This window comes from Kitasatospora sp. NPDC017646 (assembly GCF_044329365.1).
Lineage (GTDB): Bacteria > Actinomycetota > Actinomycetes > Streptomycetales > Streptomycetaceae > Kitasatospora.
The window spans coordinates 45,507-61,132 of the sequence record NZ_JBIRJC010000040.1 but is presented as its reverse complement, the minus strand read 5'-3'; the positions used below and the strand labels follow the sequence as shown (position 1 = coordinate 61,132).

The 15,626-nt window shown below is 72.6% G+C and carries 15 protein-coding genes and 1 tRNA gene; 10 read left to right on the top strand and 6 right to left on the bottom strand.

The window, feature by feature from the left end; all coding sequences use genetic code 11:
- Positions 1-419: 419 nt before the first annotated feature.
- The 3 genes from ACH4J0_RS35545 (at position 420) to ACH4J0_RS35535 (ending at position 1,959) form a co-directional block, all read left to right on the top strand.
- Positions 420-501: transfer RNA gene (locus tag ACH4J0_RS35545), tRNA-Leu, on the top strand.
- Positions 502-642: 141 nt separating this feature from the next.
- The gene (locus tag ACH4J0_RS35540; RefSeq protein WP_396245276.1) at positions 643-1,509 is read left to right on the top strand and encodes a Bax inhibitor-1/YccA family protein; all 867 of its coding nucleotides are present in this window, start codon (positions 643-645) and stop codon (positions 1,507-1,509) included.
- Between the two features lie 81 nt (positions 1,510-1,590).
- On the top strand, positions 1,591-1,959 hold the full coding sequence (locus ACH4J0_RS35535; protein WP_396245275.1) for a hypothetical protein: 369 nt from the start codon (positions 1,591-1,593) through the stop codon (positions 1,957-1,959).
- A 172-nt stretch (positions 1,960-2,131) separates the two neighbouring features.
- On the opposite strand, the gene ACH4J0_RS35530 is transcribed toward ACH4J0_RS35535, so the two are convergent.
- From ACH4J0_RS35530 to ACH4J0_RS35520, 3 genes are all read right to left on the bottom strand, one after another.
- The gene (locus ACH4J0_RS35530; RefSeq protein ID WP_396245274.1) at positions 2,132-3,073 is read right to left on the bottom strand and encodes a hypothetical protein; all 942 of its coding nucleotides are present in this window, start codon (positions 3,071-3,073) and stop codon (positions 2,132-2,134) included.
- A 288-nt stretch (positions 3,074-3,361) separates the two neighbouring features.
- Positions 3,362-4,582, bottom strand: a complete 1,221-nt coding sequence (locus ACH4J0_RS35525) for an acetyl-CoA C-acetyltransferase (protein ID WP_396245273.1) — start codon at positions 4,580-4,582, stop codon at positions 3,362-3,364.
- A gap of 64 nt (positions 4,583-4,646) precedes the next feature.
- Positions 4,647-5,708, bottom strand: a complete 1,062-nt coding sequence (locus ACH4J0_RS35520) for an SGNH/GDSL hydrolase family protein (RefSeq protein WP_396245271.1) — start codon at positions 5,706-5,708, stop codon at positions 4,647-4,649.
- 213 nt (positions 5,709-5,921) lie between these two features.
- On the opposite strand from ACH4J0_RS35520, the gene ACH4J0_RS35515 reads away from it, so the two are divergent.
- The 5 genes from ACH4J0_RS35515 (at position 5,922) to ACH4J0_RS35495 (ending at position 11,193) form a co-directional block, all read left to right on the top strand.
- Entirely contained in the window at positions 5,922-7,322 is a 1,401-nt protein-coding gene (locus ACH4J0_RS35515) for a cystathionine beta-synthase (protein ID WP_396245269.1), read from the top strand.
- A gap of 577 nt (positions 7,323-7,899) precedes the next feature.
- A complete protein-coding gene (locus tag ACH4J0_RS35510; protein ID WP_030286581.1) occupies positions 7,900-8,232 on the top strand; it encodes a hypothetical protein in 333 nt (110 codons plus the stop codon).
- Positions 8,233-8,422: 190 nt separating this feature from the next.
- On the top strand, positions 8,423-9,697 hold the full coding sequence (locus ACH4J0_RS35505) for an Ig-like domain-containing protein (RefSeq protein WP_396245268.1): 1,275 nt from the start codon (positions 8,423-8,425) through the stop codon (positions 9,695-9,697).
- 108 nt (positions 9,698-9,805) lie between these two features.
- The gene (locus tag ACH4J0_RS35500) at positions 9,806-10,357 is read left to right on the top strand and encodes a SigE family RNA polymerase sigma factor (RefSeq protein WP_396245267.1); all 552 of its coding nucleotides are present in this window, start codon (positions 9,806-9,808) and stop codon (positions 10,355-10,357) included.
- Positions 10,354-11,193 (top strand): hypothetical protein, encoded by an 840-nt coding sequence (locus ACH4J0_RS35495; protein ID WP_396245265.1) that lies wholly within the window; start codon positions 10,354-10,356, stop codon positions 11,191-11,193. The genes ACH4J0_RS35500 and ACH4J0_RS35495 overlap by 4 nt, the downstream gene beginning before the upstream one ends.
- Before the next feature lie 10 nt (positions 11,194-11,203).
- Here ACH4J0_RS35495 and ACH4J0_RS35490 read toward each other — a convergent pair whose 3' ends face one another.
- Together ACH4J0_RS35490 and msrA are read right to left on the bottom strand one after the other, a co-directional pair.
- Positions 11,204-11,566 (bottom strand): cupin domain-containing protein, encoded by a 363-nt coding sequence (locus ACH4J0_RS35490; protein WP_396245263.1) that lies wholly within the window; start codon positions 11,564-11,566, stop codon positions 11,204-11,206.
- A 185-nt stretch (positions 11,567-11,751) separates the two neighbouring features.
- On the bottom strand, positions 11,752-12,417 hold the full coding sequence (gene msrA / locus ACH4J0_RS35485) for a peptide-methionine (S)-S-oxide reductase MsrA (RefSeq protein ID WP_396245279.1): 666 nt from the start codon (positions 12,415-12,417) through the stop codon (positions 11,752-11,754).
- Between the two features lie 117 nt (positions 12,418-12,534).
- Here msrA and ACH4J0_RS35480 point away from each other — a divergent pair, with 117 nt between their 5' ends.
- Positions 12,535-13,689, top strand: a complete 1,155-nt coding sequence (locus tag ACH4J0_RS35480; RefSeq protein WP_396245261.1) for a cystathionine gamma-synthase — start codon at positions 12,535-12,537, stop codon at positions 13,687-13,689.
- 15 nt (positions 13,690-13,704) lie between these two features.
- On the opposite strand, the gene ACH4J0_RS35475 is transcribed toward ACH4J0_RS35480, so the two are convergent.
- On the bottom strand, positions 13,705-14,187 hold the full coding sequence (locus ACH4J0_RS35475) for a MarR family winged helix-turn-helix transcriptional regulator (RefSeq protein ID WP_396245259.1): 483 nt from the start codon (positions 14,185-14,187) through the stop codon (positions 13,705-13,707).
- Between the two features lie 147 nt (positions 14,188-14,334).
- On the opposite strand from ACH4J0_RS35475, the gene ilvA reads away from it, so the two are divergent.
- Complete coding sequence (gene ilvA / locus ACH4J0_RS35470) at positions 14,335-15,546, top strand: threonine ammonia-lyase (RefSeq protein ID WP_396245258.1); 1,212 nt, start codon at positions 14,335-14,337, stop codon at positions 15,544-15,546.
- Positions 15,547-15,626 lie beyond the last annotated feature (80 nt).

Sequence of the window (15,626 nt, the reverse complement as noted above, 5' to 3'; positions counted from 1 at the left end):
ACGTCACGCTGACGTCGTCGAGGGCGACGACCCGGGTTTCCCCCTCCCCGTAGACCTTGTTCAGACCGGTGGCGCGGGCGGCCGCCAGGCCGGTGTGGACGGCGGTTGCGGTCGACGTGGTCACGGGGGTGCTCCTTGCTGCTTCGCGGATTCGTACCTCCATGCTCCGTCAGGTGATCATGGTCCAGCGTCGCTCCGCCGGACGGTTGGCCCGACCACCGCTGGGCGTAGGGAGGGGCGGCACCCTCCTCCTGGGGTATGACGGGAACCCTGAGGTCGGCGTGGTGGCCGGAATCACAACGCTTCGTGGCCGAATCCCGAACTGTTCGTCAGATGGCAAGGAAACATGACAACTTCCCGGGCCAGGAACATGCGAAAGGGTGATCCGGGCGACTACTCTCAGGGGTGGTTCGCAGGACGCCCGGATGGTGGAACGCAGACACGGGCAGCTTAAAACTGCTTGGCCGCGAGGCCGTGCCGGTTCGAGTCCGGCTCCGGGCACCGCAACGACCCGCGGGGGCGCCACCGGCGTCCCCGCCGGGAGTCGTTCACCGGATCCTCCTCGCGGCGTATCCCGTTATTTTTGCCAAGCCATTACCCTGGTGCACGGGCGGTGCAGTGCCGCCACGGAGGGAATGAGCAATGAGAAGCAGCAACCCGGTCTTCTCGCGGGAAGGGTCGTTCACCCGCGAGCCCGGTTACGCGGGGTTCGGAACGAGCGGTCAGGCCGGGGGCCCGTACGGCAACCCCTACGCGGGGACGCAGTACGCCCAGCCCCAGGGGCAGGGCCCGCTGACGGACGAGCAGCTCTACCAGATGTACAACGGGCCGTCGGCCGGCCCCGCGGCCACCGGGCGGATGACGCTCGACGACGTGGTCGCCCGCACCGCCATGACGCTGCTGACGCTGGTCGCCGCCGGCGCGGTGGCCTGGTTCGCGCTGCCGTTCGAGAACTACGGCTTCGCGATCGCCGCCAGCCTGGTGGCCATGGTGGTCGGCCTGGTCGCCTCCTTCAAGCGCAGCGTCAGCCCGGCGCTGATCCTGACGTACGCGGCCCTCCAGGGCTTCGCGATGGGCGCCTGGTCGCACGCGCTCAACACGGTGCTGAACGGCATCGTGATCCAGGCGGTGCTGGGCACGGCGGCGGTCTTCGGGGCGATGCTGTTCGCCTACAAGAGCGGCCGGATCCGGGTCACCGCGCGCTACCAGCGGATCGGCATCGCGATCGCCCTGGGCTTCGTGCTGCTGATGCTGGTCAACGTGATCGCGATGGCCTTCGGTGCCGACATGGGCCTGCGCTCCGGCCCGCTGGGCATCGTGGTCGGCCTGGTCGGCATCGGCCTGGGCGCCTTCTTCCTGTCGCTGGACTTCGCGGCGATCGAGGAGGCCATCACCCAGGGCGCCCCGCAGCGCGAGTCCTGGCGGGCCGCCTTCGGGCTCACCCTGTCGCTGGTCTGGATCTACATGGAGCTGATGCGCCTCATCGCGATCCTCCGCGGCGACGACTGACGCCAGTCCCGCCGTACCACTGCCGCCGGGCCCCGGAGCGAACGCTCCGGGGCCCGGCGGCGTTTGGTTAGGCTCATCCGCATGCATGACGTACAGCCCCTGGTCGAAGCCGTCGACAAACTGGCGGATCGTTTCCGCTCGCTGCCGCAGAGCAAGCTGCTGGGCGCGGTGCCCGGGCACCCCTCGCGGGCGGCGGCCGCGCTGGCGCTGGCCCGGCGGCTGGCCGGGCTGGCGCTCGCGGCGGAGGGCGGGCCGGAGCGGGAGTTCCCGGACGCCGGGGCCTTCGCGGCAGGGGACCAACTGGCCGTCGCCGGGCACGACCTGGCGGCCGCGCTGACGGCCCTGCCGGAGGACGCCGCGGTGGCGCTGCCGGACGGGCCGGTGGCGGCCGGCGAGGTGCTGGCCGGGGCGGTGGCCGCGGTACGGGAGACGGCCGAACTCTGCGCCTGACGCGCCTGACGCGCCTGACGTGCCTGACGTGCCTGACGCGCCCGGCGCGGCTGACGTGCACGATGCGCCCGACCCCGCGGAGCCGGCACGGGCGCGGACGCGCCGAAGGCCGGCCGGGTCGCTAACCCCTTGTCCGGCCGGCCTTCGGTCCTGCTGCGTGGTTGAGCTGGTGTCAGATGCTGGCGACCACCCGGTCCGCGAGCACGTAGACGGCCTCGTCGTCGGTGGAGAAGGTCAACGAGTACGAGCCGGAGAACCGCGAGCCGCCGAGCAGCCGGACGTGCTCACCGGCACGGACCGCGTCGATCAGCCGGTAGGCGGCCTCCCGGTCGCCCGGGGCCACGCACAGCGTGGTGCCGTCGGCGAAGGCGTACACGTCCAGGGTGCCCAGCGGGCCCGGGCGGACGTCGACCAGGGCGACGGCCTCGGCGGCGAGGGCGGCGAGCCGGGTGTCGGTCCACTCGTGGGAGGGCGTCTGGCTCGGCACGAAGTCGGGGTGCGACGGGTGGCGGCGCGGGTCGGGCGCGGCGACCGGGACCTCCTCGACGGCGGGCTCGGCGTCCAGCAGTCCGGCCTCCAGGCCGGTGGCCAGCAGGTCGGCCTCCCGGCGGGCCCGGGCGTCCTTGGCGGTCTCGCCGACCGGGTGGCCGGGGCGCAGCGGGGCGCCGCCCTCGGTGCCGGTCTCGGCCGCGCCGGTGCCGCCCCCGCTGATCAGGTCCTCCAGCGCGGAGCGCAGCGCCTCGCCGAACTCCGGGTCCATCGTCCCGGCGTTGTCGGCGGCGTCCTGCGGGCCGGTGGGGCGGGGGAAGAACAGCGGCCATTCGTCGGTGCCGGTGAAGGCGCCGGTGAACGGGGAGTCGAACAGTGGCGCGTCCTCGGCCGCGCGGGCCTCCTGCTCGGCCCAGAAGGCCCGGGCCTCGGTGATCTCCCGCTCGCGGTCGGCGGCGAGCGCCTCGGAGACGGCCCGGCGTATCGCGGCCTCGTCCACCGGTGCGGGCACGGCCGGGGCCGCGGCCTGCGCGTCCAGCCGGCGGGAGATCCCGCGGAGGCGGAGCAGCACGGCGGTCGACACGGTGATCAGGATCAGCAGCAGGATGGTGTAGACGGCGCTCACGGAACGTACTCCTAGCGAGGAGCGGAACGGGGTTACGTGTCCACACTGCCGCATGGGGGGCTGTTGACGCAGTGGCGAATGTCTAATTCGTCCCGGACTTTCGCCCTTGTCCCCAAATTGTTAGGTAACACCGTTCTACGCAGTGGAGTTGATCCGCTCCGCAGTGTCGATCAAGGGACCGGAAATGACGGAGAAGAGGGCCGGATCGACCTCGCGGTGTGATCCGGCCCTCAATTACCCAGTGTCACTCCAAATGGGTGGTCCAGACCCTTGGGAGGCGGGGGGTGGTCAGCTGAGGCGCTCGATGACCATGGCCATGCCCTGGCCGCCGCCGACGCACATGGTCTCCAGGCCGAACTGCTTGTCGTGCCACTGCAGGGAGTTGATCAGCGTGGTGGTGATCCGGGCGCCGGTCATGCCGAAGGGGTGGCCGACCGCGATGGCGCCGCCGTTGACGTTCAGCTTGTCCAGGTCGATGCCCAGGTCGCGGTAGGAGGGGATCACCTGGGCCGCGAAGGCCTCGTTGATCTCGACCAGGTCGATGTCGTCGATGGTCAGGCCGGCCCGCTTGAGCGCCTGCTTGGAGGCCTCGACCGGGCCGTAGCCCATGATCTCGGGGGAGAGGGCGCTGACGCCGGTGGAGACCACCCGGGCGAGCGGGGTGATGCCGAGCTCGCGGGCCTTGGTGTCGGACATGATGACCAGCGCGGCGGCGCCGTCGTTCAGCGGGCAGCAGTTGCCGGCGGTGACGGTGCCGTCCGGGCGGAACACCGGCTTCAGGCCGGACACGCCTTCCAGGGTCACGCCGGCGCGCGGGCCGTCGTCGGTGCTGACCACGGTGCCGTCCGGCAGCGTGACCGGGGTGATCTCGCGCTCCCAGAAACCGGCCTTGATGGCGGCCTCGGCGAGGTTCTGCGAGCGGACGCCGAACTCGTCCTGCTCGGCGCGGGTGATGCCCTTGAGCGCGGCGAGGTTCTCGGCGGTCTGGCCCATCGCGATGTAGGCGTCCGGCAGCAGGCCGTCCTCGCGCGGGTCGTGCCACTCGCCGCCGCCCTCCTCGGCGCGCTTGGCGGTGCGGGCCTGGGCCTCGTCGAAGATCGGGTTCATGGTGCCCGGCAGGCCGTCCGAGGTGCCCTTGATGCTGCGCGAGACGGTCTCGACGCCGGCCGAGACGAAGACGTCGCCCTCGCCGGCCTTGATCGCGTGCAGCGCCATGCGCGTGGTCTGCAGCGAGGAGGAGCAGTAGCGGGTGATGGTGGCGCCGGGCAGGTAGTCCATGCCCATCTGGACGGCCACGATGCGGGCCAGGTTGTGGCCCTGCTCGCCGCCGGGCAGGCCGCAGCCGAGCATCAGGTCGTCGATCTGGCGCGGGTCGAGCTGGGGGACCTTGGCCAGGGCGGCCTGGATGACGTGGGCGGTCAGGTCGTCGGGGCGGACGTCCTTGAGCGAGCCCTTGAAGGCCCGGCCGATCGGCGAACGGGCGGCGCTGACGATGACGGCTTCGGGCATTGCGGGCTCCTCGCTGAGTGACGACGGACTTGGCGGTCCGGGAGGAAAGCTACCGCTTGGTAGCTCAACCGTCACCGGCCCCGGTGTGTGAGCTGGCCGACGTGTTCCCGGGGCCCTCGCCCCCCTCCCGCGCCGAGTCCGGGCCGACCCGCAGCCGGTGGCGCAGCAGGGCCCAGCGCCGGCTCGCGCCCTCCGCCTCCACGGCCGCGACCTCGGTGCCCGCCCGCCCGGCCGCCGCGGCGGCGGCCACCGCGACCGGCAGCACCGTCTCGCCCGGGACGGCGGCGCTCGGGCGCTCCTCCTCCGGCCACAGGCCCAGCACGGCGCACACCGAGGGCAGGACGGCCATCGCGGCGGTGGCGTAGCCCTGGGCGGAGGGGTGGTACCGGTCGGCGGCGAACATCTCCGGGCGGGCCGCGAACTCCGGGCCGAGCAGTGACCCCAGCGAGACGGTGCGCCCGCCCGCCTCCACCACCGCGATGGTCTGCGCGGCGGCCAGCTGACGGCTCAGCCGCCGGGCCACCCAGCGCAGCGGCGGGCGCACCGGCTTGATCGTCCCGAGGTCCGGGCAGGTGCCCACCACCACCTCGCAGCCGTTCGCGCGCAGCGCGGCGACGGCCTCGCCGAGCTGGCGGACGGCGAGTTGGGCGGGGCTGTGCCGGGTGACGTCGTTGGCCCCGACCATGATCACGGCGACGTCCGGGCGGTGCCGCAGGGCCTGTTCCAGCTGGCCGGAGAGGTCGGCGGAGCGGCCGCCGGAGCGGGCCACGTTGACCAGCCGCACCGGGCGCTCGGCCACCGAGGCGAGGCCGGCCGCCAGCAGCGCGCCCGGGGTCTCCCGGGCCCGGGCCACCCCGAGGCCCGCGCCGGTGGAGTCACCGAGGACGGCCAGCACCAGCGGCGCCTGCGGGGCGGCGTGGCGGTCGGCGAAGGCCTCGCCGTAGACGCCGTTCGCCTTGGGTGGGACGGTCTCCAGAACGCCGATGGCCTGGACGGCGAGCTTGCTCTCGGTCAGCAGCACCCCCACCAGGCCCACGCCCAGCAGGCCGAGCCCGCCGCCGCCGTACGCCGCCGCGGTGGCGATCCGCCGGGCCACCCGGGCCCGTGAGTCCTGTGCGCCTGGCATTCGGGACCCCCTTCGCGTCCTCGTGCCGTTCCCCTCGGGGCGGCGGCAACGCCTCACAGCGCTCTTACCCGCACCGGGGGCGGGAGTACCGGCGGCACGGACGGGGTGGGCCATTGGGGGCGCTGCGCCGGAGGGGAACCCCGGGGTGCCGCCCACGCCCTAGGCTTTGCAGTACCGAATGCACTCGCATGCCCATAGACCGGGAGGACCCCCGTGCGGTACCACAACTCGATCATCGACCTGGTCGGCAACACGCCGCTGGTCAAGCTGAACAAGGTCACCGAGGGCATCAGCGCGACTGTGCTGGCGAAGGTCGAGTACTTCAACCCCGGCGGCTCGGTGAAGGACCGCATCGCGATGCGCATGATCGAGGCCGCCGAGGCCTCGGGCGCCCTCAAGCCGGGCGGCACGATCGTGGAGCCGACCTCCGGCAACACCGGTGTCGGCCTGGCGATCGTGGCCCAGCAGAAGGGCTACAAGTGCATCTTCGTCTGTCCCGACAAGGTGTCCACCGACAAGATCAACACCCTGCGCGCGTACGGCGCCGAGGTGGTCGTCTGCCCGACCGCCGTCGCGCCGGAGCACCCGGACTCCTACTACAACGTCTCCGACCGCCTGGTCCGTGAGACCCCGAACGCCTGGAAGCCGGACCAGTACTCCAACCCGGAGAACCCGGCTTCGCACTACCACTCCACCGGGCCGGAGCTGTGGGAGCAGACCGAGGGGAAGATCACCCACTTCGTGGCGGGCGTCGGCACCGGCGGCACCATCTCCGGCACCGGCAACTACCTGAAGGAGGCCTCCGGCGGCAAGGTCAAGGTCGTCGGCGCCGACCCGGAGGGCTCGGTCTACTCGGGCGGCACCGGCCGTCCGTACCTGGTCGAGGGTGTCGGTGAGGACTTCTGGCCGACCGCCTACGACCGCAACGTCGCGGACGAGATCGTCGCGGTCTCCGACAAGGACTCGTTCCAGATGACCCGCCGCCTGGCCAAGGAGGAGGGCCTGCTGGTCGGCGGTTCCTGCGGCATGGCCGTGGTGGCCGCGCTGGAGGTGGCCCGCAAGCTCGGGCCGGACGACGTCGTCGTGGTGCTGCTGCCGGACGGCGGCCGCGGCTACCTGTCGAAGATCTTCAACGACGACTGGATGGCCGACTACGGCTTCCTGCCCTCCTCCACCGACGAGGCCCACATCGGCGAGGTGCTGGCCCGCAAGGAGTCCATGGAGCAGGGCGGCGTCCCGCAGTTCGTCCACATGCACCCCAACGAGACGGTCGCCGAGGCGGTCCGGGTGCTGCGCGAGTACGGCGTCTCGCAGATGCCGGTGGTCTCCCCGGGCGCCGGCCACCCGGACATCATGGCCGGCGAGGTGATCGGCTCCGTGGTGGAGAAGCTGCTGCTGGAGGGCATCTTCGCCAAGGAGATCGAGCTGTCCGACACCCTGGACAAGGTGATGTCCAAGCCGCTGCCGGTGGTCGGGTCGGGCGAGACCGTCACCAACCTGATGACCGTGCTGGAGAAGGCCGACGCGGCGGTCGTGCTGGTCGAGGGCAAGCCGCAGGGCATCGTCACCCGGCAGGACCTGCTCGGCTTCCTGACCACCCGCGGCGCGCACTGACGCCCGCGCACGGGGCGGGCGCGCGCTGACGCCCGCGCACGGGGCGGGCGCGCGCTGACGCCCGCGCACGGAGCGGCCGCGCGCTGACGCCCGCTCACCCCTGCTGCGCCCGTGGACGGACCGGAAGGATTCGTCCACGGGCGAAGTGGTACACCGGCGTCACCTGCCCGCAGCACGTGGTTAACAACGCTCCGGCATCGTGGTGGTCAACGGCGAGACGCCGAGCGAGACGGCAGCGGCCGACCGGGAGCGGCTCCCCGGCGGGCGCGGCCGGCTCCGGACACGTCGGACGGTCCTGACCCGACCGCCGTGTCCGCCCTCCCCGACCGGCATCGGAGGGAGGGGCCCTCCGCGGGAGGCGCCGTCGTCCCGCCCCTGTCCGGCTCCGGCCGGTCGACAGGGTGCGGCGGCTCCCGCGGCGATCACCGCGCCGCACGGCGCGGCTCCGCGGCTCCCGGGTGGGGGAGCCGAGGCGGAGGAAACGGTGGGGCCGGTCCTGTTCCGAGGGCCGGCCCTTCCCGTGCGCCCGGCCTCCGTGTGCGCGCCGGGGGGCCTTCGTTCCCGTACGCTCGCACGCATGACCAGCACTGAAACGACCGACGCCCCGCGCTACGTCAAGCTCAAGATCGAGCTCATCGCGGAGATCACCGACGAGGGCGCCCTCAAGGCGGCGGCCCTGCAGCAGGTCGCCGGGGACGAGTACCTCGACGACGAGGAGCGGGCCCAGTCCGTCGAGGCCATCGAGGTGGACCCGTCGGGTTCGCTCGCCCACTTCATCGACCCCGTCGCGCTGCTCGGCGACGTCCCGGGCGTCGAGCTCGCCTCGGCGACCTGGGAGTCGGCGCAGACGGAGTTCGACCCCGAGAGCGAGGAGTGGGACGAGTACACGGTGGAGGAGTCCGCCGAGTAACGGCCGTTCGTGCCGTGACCGCCCGTGAACGCCCGGCCCGCTCTCGGCGGGCCGGGCGTTTTGTCCATGTTCTGGGGGAAGTTGGGTCATCTCATACGATCGCTTACCCTTCGGTGATGGAACCGTGAGCAGCCGGATTGCGTTTCTGTATCCGTAATTGCCCGGGATGAATTCAGCAGGGAGACGCGACGTGACGGCACGGGACGGTCAGGGGCGGGTGGCCGGGGGCAACTGGAGCCGACGCGGAGTTCTCGCGGGCCTGATCGGTGCTCCGGTCCTGCTGCTCGCGGCCTGCAACGACAACAGCGGCAGCGGCAGCGGCGGCAACGCCGGCTCCGGCGGCGGCGCCAACGGCAACCAGGGTTCGGGCGGCGGCAGCGCCCCGAAGACCTCGGCCGCCGTGATCACCGTCACCCCCGCGGACGGCACCACCGGCGCCAGCTTCAGCGAGCCGGTCAAGGTCACGGTCAGCAACGGCACCCTGAGCGCCGTCAAGGTCACCGACTCCACCGGCAAGGAGCTGGCCGGCCAGCTCTCCTCCGACAACACCAGCTGGACCTCGGCGGCGGCCCCGGCCAGCGGTACCAAGTACTCCGTCACCGCCAGCGGCGTCGACAAGGACAAGCTGGAGGCGGACGCCAACGCCACCTTCACCACGGCCACCCCGGCCAACACCTTCGTGGGCTACTTCACCCCCGAGGACGGCTCGGTGGTCGGCGTCGGCATGCCGGTCTCGATCAACTTCAGCAAGCCGATCACGGACAAGAAGGCCGTCCAGTCGGCGATCAGCGTGATAGCCGAGCCGGGTGTCGAGATCGTCGGCCACTGGTTCTCCAGCACCCGCCTCGACTTCCGGCCGCAGGAGTACTGGGCCAAGGGCACCAAGGTCACCCTGAAGCTGCGGCTCAAGGACGTCGAGGGCGCCAAGGGCGTCTACGGCACCCAGTCCAAGGACGTGAGCTTCACCATCGGCCGCGCCCAGACCAGCGTCGCCGACCTCGCCACCAAGAAGCTCACCGTCACCACGGACGGCCAGGTCAGTGCCGTCTACAAGATCTCCGGCGGCGCCCCCGAGCACACCACCTGGGGCGGCAAGATGGTCATCTCCGAGCAGTTCACCCAGACCCGGATGAACTCGCAGACCGTCAACCTGGGCAGCGAGTACGACATCGCCGACGTGCCGCACGCCCAGCGACTGACCACCTCCGGCACCTTCATCCACGGCAACTACTGGTCCTCGCCGTCGATCTTCGGCGGGCAGAACACCAGCCACGGCTGCGTCGGCCTCCAGGACGCCAAGGGCGCCTCGGACAGCAGCACGGACGGCTACAAGTTCTACAAGTCCTCGATGGTCGGGGACGTGGTCGAGGTCGTGAACTCCGGGGACAAGACCGTCGCCCCGGACAACGGCCTGAACGGCTGGAACCTGAGCTGGGCCGACTGGAAGGCCGGCAGCGCGGTCTGACCCGCGGCTGACCACATCCGACCCGCAACCGTCCCGCATCCGACGCACACCTGAAGAAAGCCTCCGGGCGGACCGAACCTCGCGGTCCGCCCGAGGAGTCAGGTGGGTGTGAAACGCGAGCAGAGACAGCGACAGGACGCCGAGTTCAGCGCGTTCGTCGCCGGCAGCGGCCGCCAACTCCTGCGGACGGCCGAGCTGTTGACCGGCGATCCGGAACGGGCCAAGGACATCGTGCAGTCGGCACTGGAACGCGCCTACCTGCACTGGCACCGGATCACCGCCGACGACCCCACCGCGTACGTCCGCCGGATCGTGGTGAACCAGCACCGCGACTGGTGGCGCCGGCTGCGCAACCGCGAACTGCCCACCGACCGCACGCCGGACCGGCCGCTGGCCGAGGACCTGGCCGAACGGCAGGCCGAACGGGCGCTGCTGCACCAGGTTCTGGGCACGCTCACCCGCCGGGAGCGGACGGTCGTGGTGCTGCGGTACTACGGGGACCTCACCGAGGCCGCCATCGCGGACGAGCTGGGAATCGCCCGGGGCACCGTGAAGAGCACGCTCAACCGGGCGATGTCGAAGCTGCGCGCACACCCCGAACTCGCCGGCCGCACGGGCGGCCCGGTGGGTGCCACGACGCACATCGAGGTGACGGTATGAGCTTCGAGGACCGACTCGGAGAGCTGTTCAGGAACGAGGACCCCCGCGCGACCGGACCGGAAGCGGCGGCGGTCATCGCCGGTGCCCGGCGACGCCGTGCCCGGCACCGGGCGGGGGCCGGGGCGGTCGCCCTGGCCGTGGCGCTGATCTGCGGGGCGACGGCGGTGACGGCGGGCGGTGGCCGACCGGCCGGGAACGCCACGGCGGAGCTGGAGGCGGCGTCGGCGCCCTCGACGGGGGCGGCGCCCTCGGCGGGGGTGGCCGCGTCGACCCCGACCGGCTCGTCGACCCCGACCGGCTCGCCGACTCCGACCGGCTCGGCGAGCCCGACGCAGGCCGCGCTGCCGCTCTCGCCGGTGCGGCAGGTCGCCCCCGGGGAGAAGATCCTGATCACCGACGACACCCGGATCTGGTTCACCGCGAACCAGCGCTGCGACGAGTCCCGCGAGTCCGACGGGAGCTGGCACACCTCCTTCGGCTGCCGGGACGTGCGCAGCGACAACCTGGAGCACGGCCGGCCCAGCGTCTACGCGCAGACGAGCGGCAACCGTGACCACTCCGTCGTGGCCAGCTTCTACCTCGGTCCGACCCCGTCCCGGATCGTCGCGTTCTTCGACGGCAAGCCGACCGTCGCCACCATCGTCACCACCAGCGGGATGAAGGGCTGGACCGGCTACTACGTGGTCCTGCCGCCGATGCCTACGGGGGACCCGTCCGCGCACCGGCGGCCGGCCGGCCCCGCGATCGGGGTGTACGACGCCGAGGGCAAGCTGCTGGCGGAGAATCCCGGCACCGCCTCGGACGGCTCCGACGAGAGGGCGCCGCAGCGGCTGTGACCGGCCGCGGTCACCGCTTCGCGTAGTCCACGAAGCCCTGCCAGTCGACGATCACGCAGGCCTCGTCGCCGACCGTCCAGGCGTCGTGCCCGGGCGGGCAGATCATCAGATCGCCGGGGCCGACCTCGCACTCCTGCCCGTCGTCCATGACGAGCTTCATCCGGCCGGAGATCACGTACCCGGCGTGGGCCGCCTGGCAGCTGTCGGTCCTGGCGATCGGCTTCACGTGCTTGGACCACTGCCAACCCGGCTCGAAAACGGCCCGGCCCACCGGGCCCGCGTCCAGGTTGACCAGCCGAAGCTCTCCCGTTCCCTCCTCGAAGGGGCGGACTTCCTCCGGATCGTCGAAGTTCCGCTGGTAGAGACCGGCCATGGCGCACTCCTCTCCACACGAGGGACCGGCCCGGCCGCCGGGGGCGGCTGGGCCAGCCCTCTCCGGCCCTTCCAGTCTGCGCCCGGACCGGGGGCCGGTCACCTTGAGTGGCCGGTCGCCGGTCGGCCCCGGGCGTCCTACGGGCGTCCTACGGGCGGGCTCCGGAACGGGCCGGGCGGCGGAGGTCAGCCCTGGGTGCGGGCGACGCCGATCGGGCAGGAGGCGCCGGTACCGCCCAGCCCGCAGTAGCCGTTGGGGTTCTTGGCGTCCGACAGGTACTGCTGGTGGTACGGCTCGGCCGGGTAGAACGGGCCGGCCGGGGCGATCTCGGTGGTGATCGGGCCGTGACCGAGCGCGGTCAGCGCGGGCTGGAAGGCGTCCCGGGTGGCGGTCGCGGCGGCGGCCTGGGCGGGGGAGTGGGTGTAGAGCGCGGACCGGTACTGGGTGCCCACGTCGTTGCCCTGGCGGTTGCCCTGGGTCGGGTCGTGGGCCTCCCAGAAGGCCTTCAGCAGCCGCTCGTAGGAGATCACCGCGGGGTCGAACACCACCCGGACCGCCTCGGTGTGCCCGGTCAGCCCGCTGCACACCTCCTCGTACGTCGGGTTGGGCGTGTGGCCGCCCTGGTAGCCGACCAGCGTCGTCCAGACGCCGGGCAGCCGCCAGAACGTGCGCTCGGCGCCCCAGAAGCAGCCCAGGCCGAAGTCGGCCACCTCCAGCCCCTCCGGGTACGGCCCGGTGAGCGGGTGGCCGAGGACGGTGTGCGGCTCGGTCAGGGCGAAACCCGGGGTCTGGCGGCCGGGCAAGGCCTGGTCGGCGGGGACGAGCGAGGTCTTGTGGCGGTTGAACAGCACGGCCTGCTCCAGCGGGGTAGGGAGGGTTGCCAACGATTCAACGCACCGGGCCGTCCGCGGATTCCGGTCCGTCGATTCCGGCGAGCGCGCGGCCGTACGGCCGTTAGGCTCGGAGCCATGACCGAGCACCAGCTTCCCCACGGCTTCGAGACCCTCGCCATCCACGCGGGTCAGGAAGCAGACCCCCAGACCGGGGCCGTCGTCACGCCCATCTACCAGGTGTCCACCTACAAGCAGGACGGGGTGGGCGGCCTGCGGGGCGGCTACGAGTACAGCCGCAGCGCCAACCCGACCCGCACCGCGCTGGAGGAGTGCCTCGCGGCGCTGGAGGGCGGCGCCCGCGGCCTCGCCTTCGCCTCCGGCCTGGCCGCCGAGGACACCCTGCTGCGCACCATCCTCAAGCCGGGCGACCACATCGTGATCCCCAACGACGCCTACGGCGGCACCTTCCGGCTGTTCGCCAAGGTGCTGACCCGCTGGGGCGTCGAGTTCTCCGTCGCCAACACCCAGAAGCTGGACGACGTCCGGGCCGCGCTGCGCCCCAACACCCGCGCGGTGTGGGTGGAGACCCCGTCCAACCCGCTGCTGGGCATCACCGACCTGGCCGGGCTCGCCGAGGTCGCGCACGGCGCCGGCGCGCTGCTCGTGGTCGACAACACCTTCGCCAGCCCGTACCTCCAGCAGCCGATCTCGCTCGGCGCGGACGCGGTCGTGCACTCCACCACCAAGTACATGGGCGGCCACTCGGACGTGGTCGGCGGTGCGCTGGTGCTGGCCGAGGCGGGCCTCGGCGAGGAGGTCGCGTACCACCAGAACGCGATGGGCGCCGTGTCCGGGCCGTTCGACGCCTGGCTGGTGCTGCGCGGCATCAAGACCCTGGGCGTCCGCATGGACCGGCACAGCTCCAACGCGGAGAAGGTCGCCGAGCTGCTGAGCAGCCACCCCAAGGTCAGCCAGGTGCTCTACCCGGGCCTGCCCGAGCACCCCGGCCACGACATCGCCGCCAAGCAGATGAAGGCCTTCGGCGGCATGGTCTCGTTCCGGGTCGCCGGCGGCGAGGAGGCGGCCGTCGAGGTCTGCAACCGCGCGCAGCTGTTCACCCTGGGCGAGTCGCTGGGCGGCGTGGAGTCGCTGATCGAGCACCCGGGCCGGATGACCCACGCCTCGGCGGCCGGGTCGCCGCTGGAGGTGCCGGCCGACCTGGTGCGCGTCTCGGTCGGCATCGAGTCCGTCGACGACCTGCTGGCCGACCTCGAGCAGGCGCTCGGCTGAGGCTGTCGCCCGCTGTCACTGGCCCTGCTGGTCCGCCGTGTACGACTCCATCGCGAGGTTGAAGCGGGCCAGCAGGGCGCAGAACGCCTGCTGTTCCTCGGGCGGCCAGTCGGCCACCAGGCGGCGGGTCAACTCGGCCCGTCCGTCCCGGACTTCGGCCAGCCGACCGGTTCCGCAGGAGGTCAGTGCGAGCCGTACCGCGCGACGGTCGGCCGGGTCCTGCACCCGGCCGACCAGCCCGGCCGCGACCAGTGGGGCGACCTGGCGGGTCACCGTGGAGGAGTCCACGCCGAGCGCCTCGGCCAGCGCCTTGACGTTCGCCGGCCCGTGCCGCTCCAGGCGGTCGAGCAGCAGGTAGGCGGCCCGGTCCAGCGTGCCGACGCCGCCGCCGGAGGTCCGGACCTGTTCCATCCGGCGGGCGAACACCGCCAGCTGGTACTGGAGTTGGGTGTGCACGGGCTCGGTTCGGTCGGTGGCCTGGGGCGAGGGCGTCGTCATCGCGGCTCACGATCGTCATGCGGTGAGAGGAGCTCAGAAGCAGCAGCGTACGCGGGCGGAGCGGGCCCGGGAACAGGCCCGACACCCCCGATTGACGCCGCCCGCCGGTGCGGCCCGCCCCGACGCGGGGCGCCCTAGGCTGGGATCATGCACAACTGGCCGATCACCCTCGACGACGTCCGCGGCGCCCAGAAGATGCTCGCCGGGGTCGCCCGGGTGACTCCGATGGAGAGCAGCCGGCACCTGTCCGGGCTGATCGGCGCGCCGGTCCACCTGAAGTGCGAGAACCTCCAGCGCACCGGCTCCTTCAAGCTGCGCGGGGCGTACGTGCGGATCGCGGGACTCTCGCCGGTGCAGCGGGCCGGCGGGGTGGTGGCGGCGAGCGCCGGGAACCACGCCCAGGGGGTGGCGCTGGCGGCCTCGCTGCTGGGGGTGCGCTCGACCGTGTTCATGCCGGTCGCGGCGCCGCTGCCGAAGGTCGCGGCCACCCGTGAGTACGGCGCCGAGGTGCGGTTGCACGGCGCCACCGTGGACGAGGCGCTGCAGGCCGCGCAGCGGTACTCGGAGGCGACCGGCGCGGTGTTCATCCACCCCTTCGACCACTGGGACGTGGTCACCGGCCAGGCGACCGTCGGCCTGGAGGTCCTGGAGCAGTGCCCCGAGGTGCGCACCATCCTGGTCGGGGTGGGCGGCGGCGGGCTGCTGGCCGGGATCGCGGCGGCGGTCAAGCCGCTGCGGCCGGACGTCCGGGTGGTCGGAGTGCAGGCGGCGGCCGCGGCCGCGTACCCGCCCTCGCTGGCGGCCGGGCGGCCGGTGACGCTGGAGCACTTCGCCACCATGGCCGACGGGATCATGGTCGGGCGCCCCGGGGACATCCCCTTCGAGGTGGTCAACACCCTGGCGGACGGCATCCGTACGGTCTCCGAGGACGCCCTGTCCCGGGCCCTGCTGCTCGGCCTGGAGCGGCTGAAGCTGGTGGTCGAGCCGGCCGGGGCGGCCCCGATCGCGGCGCTGCTGGAGCAGCCGGACTCCTTCGAGGGCCCGGTGGTGGCGGTGCTGTCCGGCGGCAACATCGACCCGCAGCTGATGCAGCGGGTGCTGCGGCACGGGCTGGCTGCGGCCGGGCGCTACCTTTCGCTGCGGGTGCGGCTGGCGGACAAGCCGGGCTCGCTGGCGGACCTGCTGGGGGTGCTGACCAGGGTGGACGCCAACGTGCTGGACGTCGCGCACGTCCGGATCGACCCGCGGCTGGGGCTGACCGAGGTCGAGGTGGACCTGCACCTGGAGACCAAGGGACCGGAGCACTGCGCGCTGGTGGTGGGCGAGTTGCGGGACGCGGGGTACGTGGTCGCGGGCTGAGCACGTCCGGCCGCCGCCCCGGGGCCGCCCCCGGGGCCGCCCCGGCCGCCGCCCGGGGCTGTCTCCCCGGTCGTCTCCGA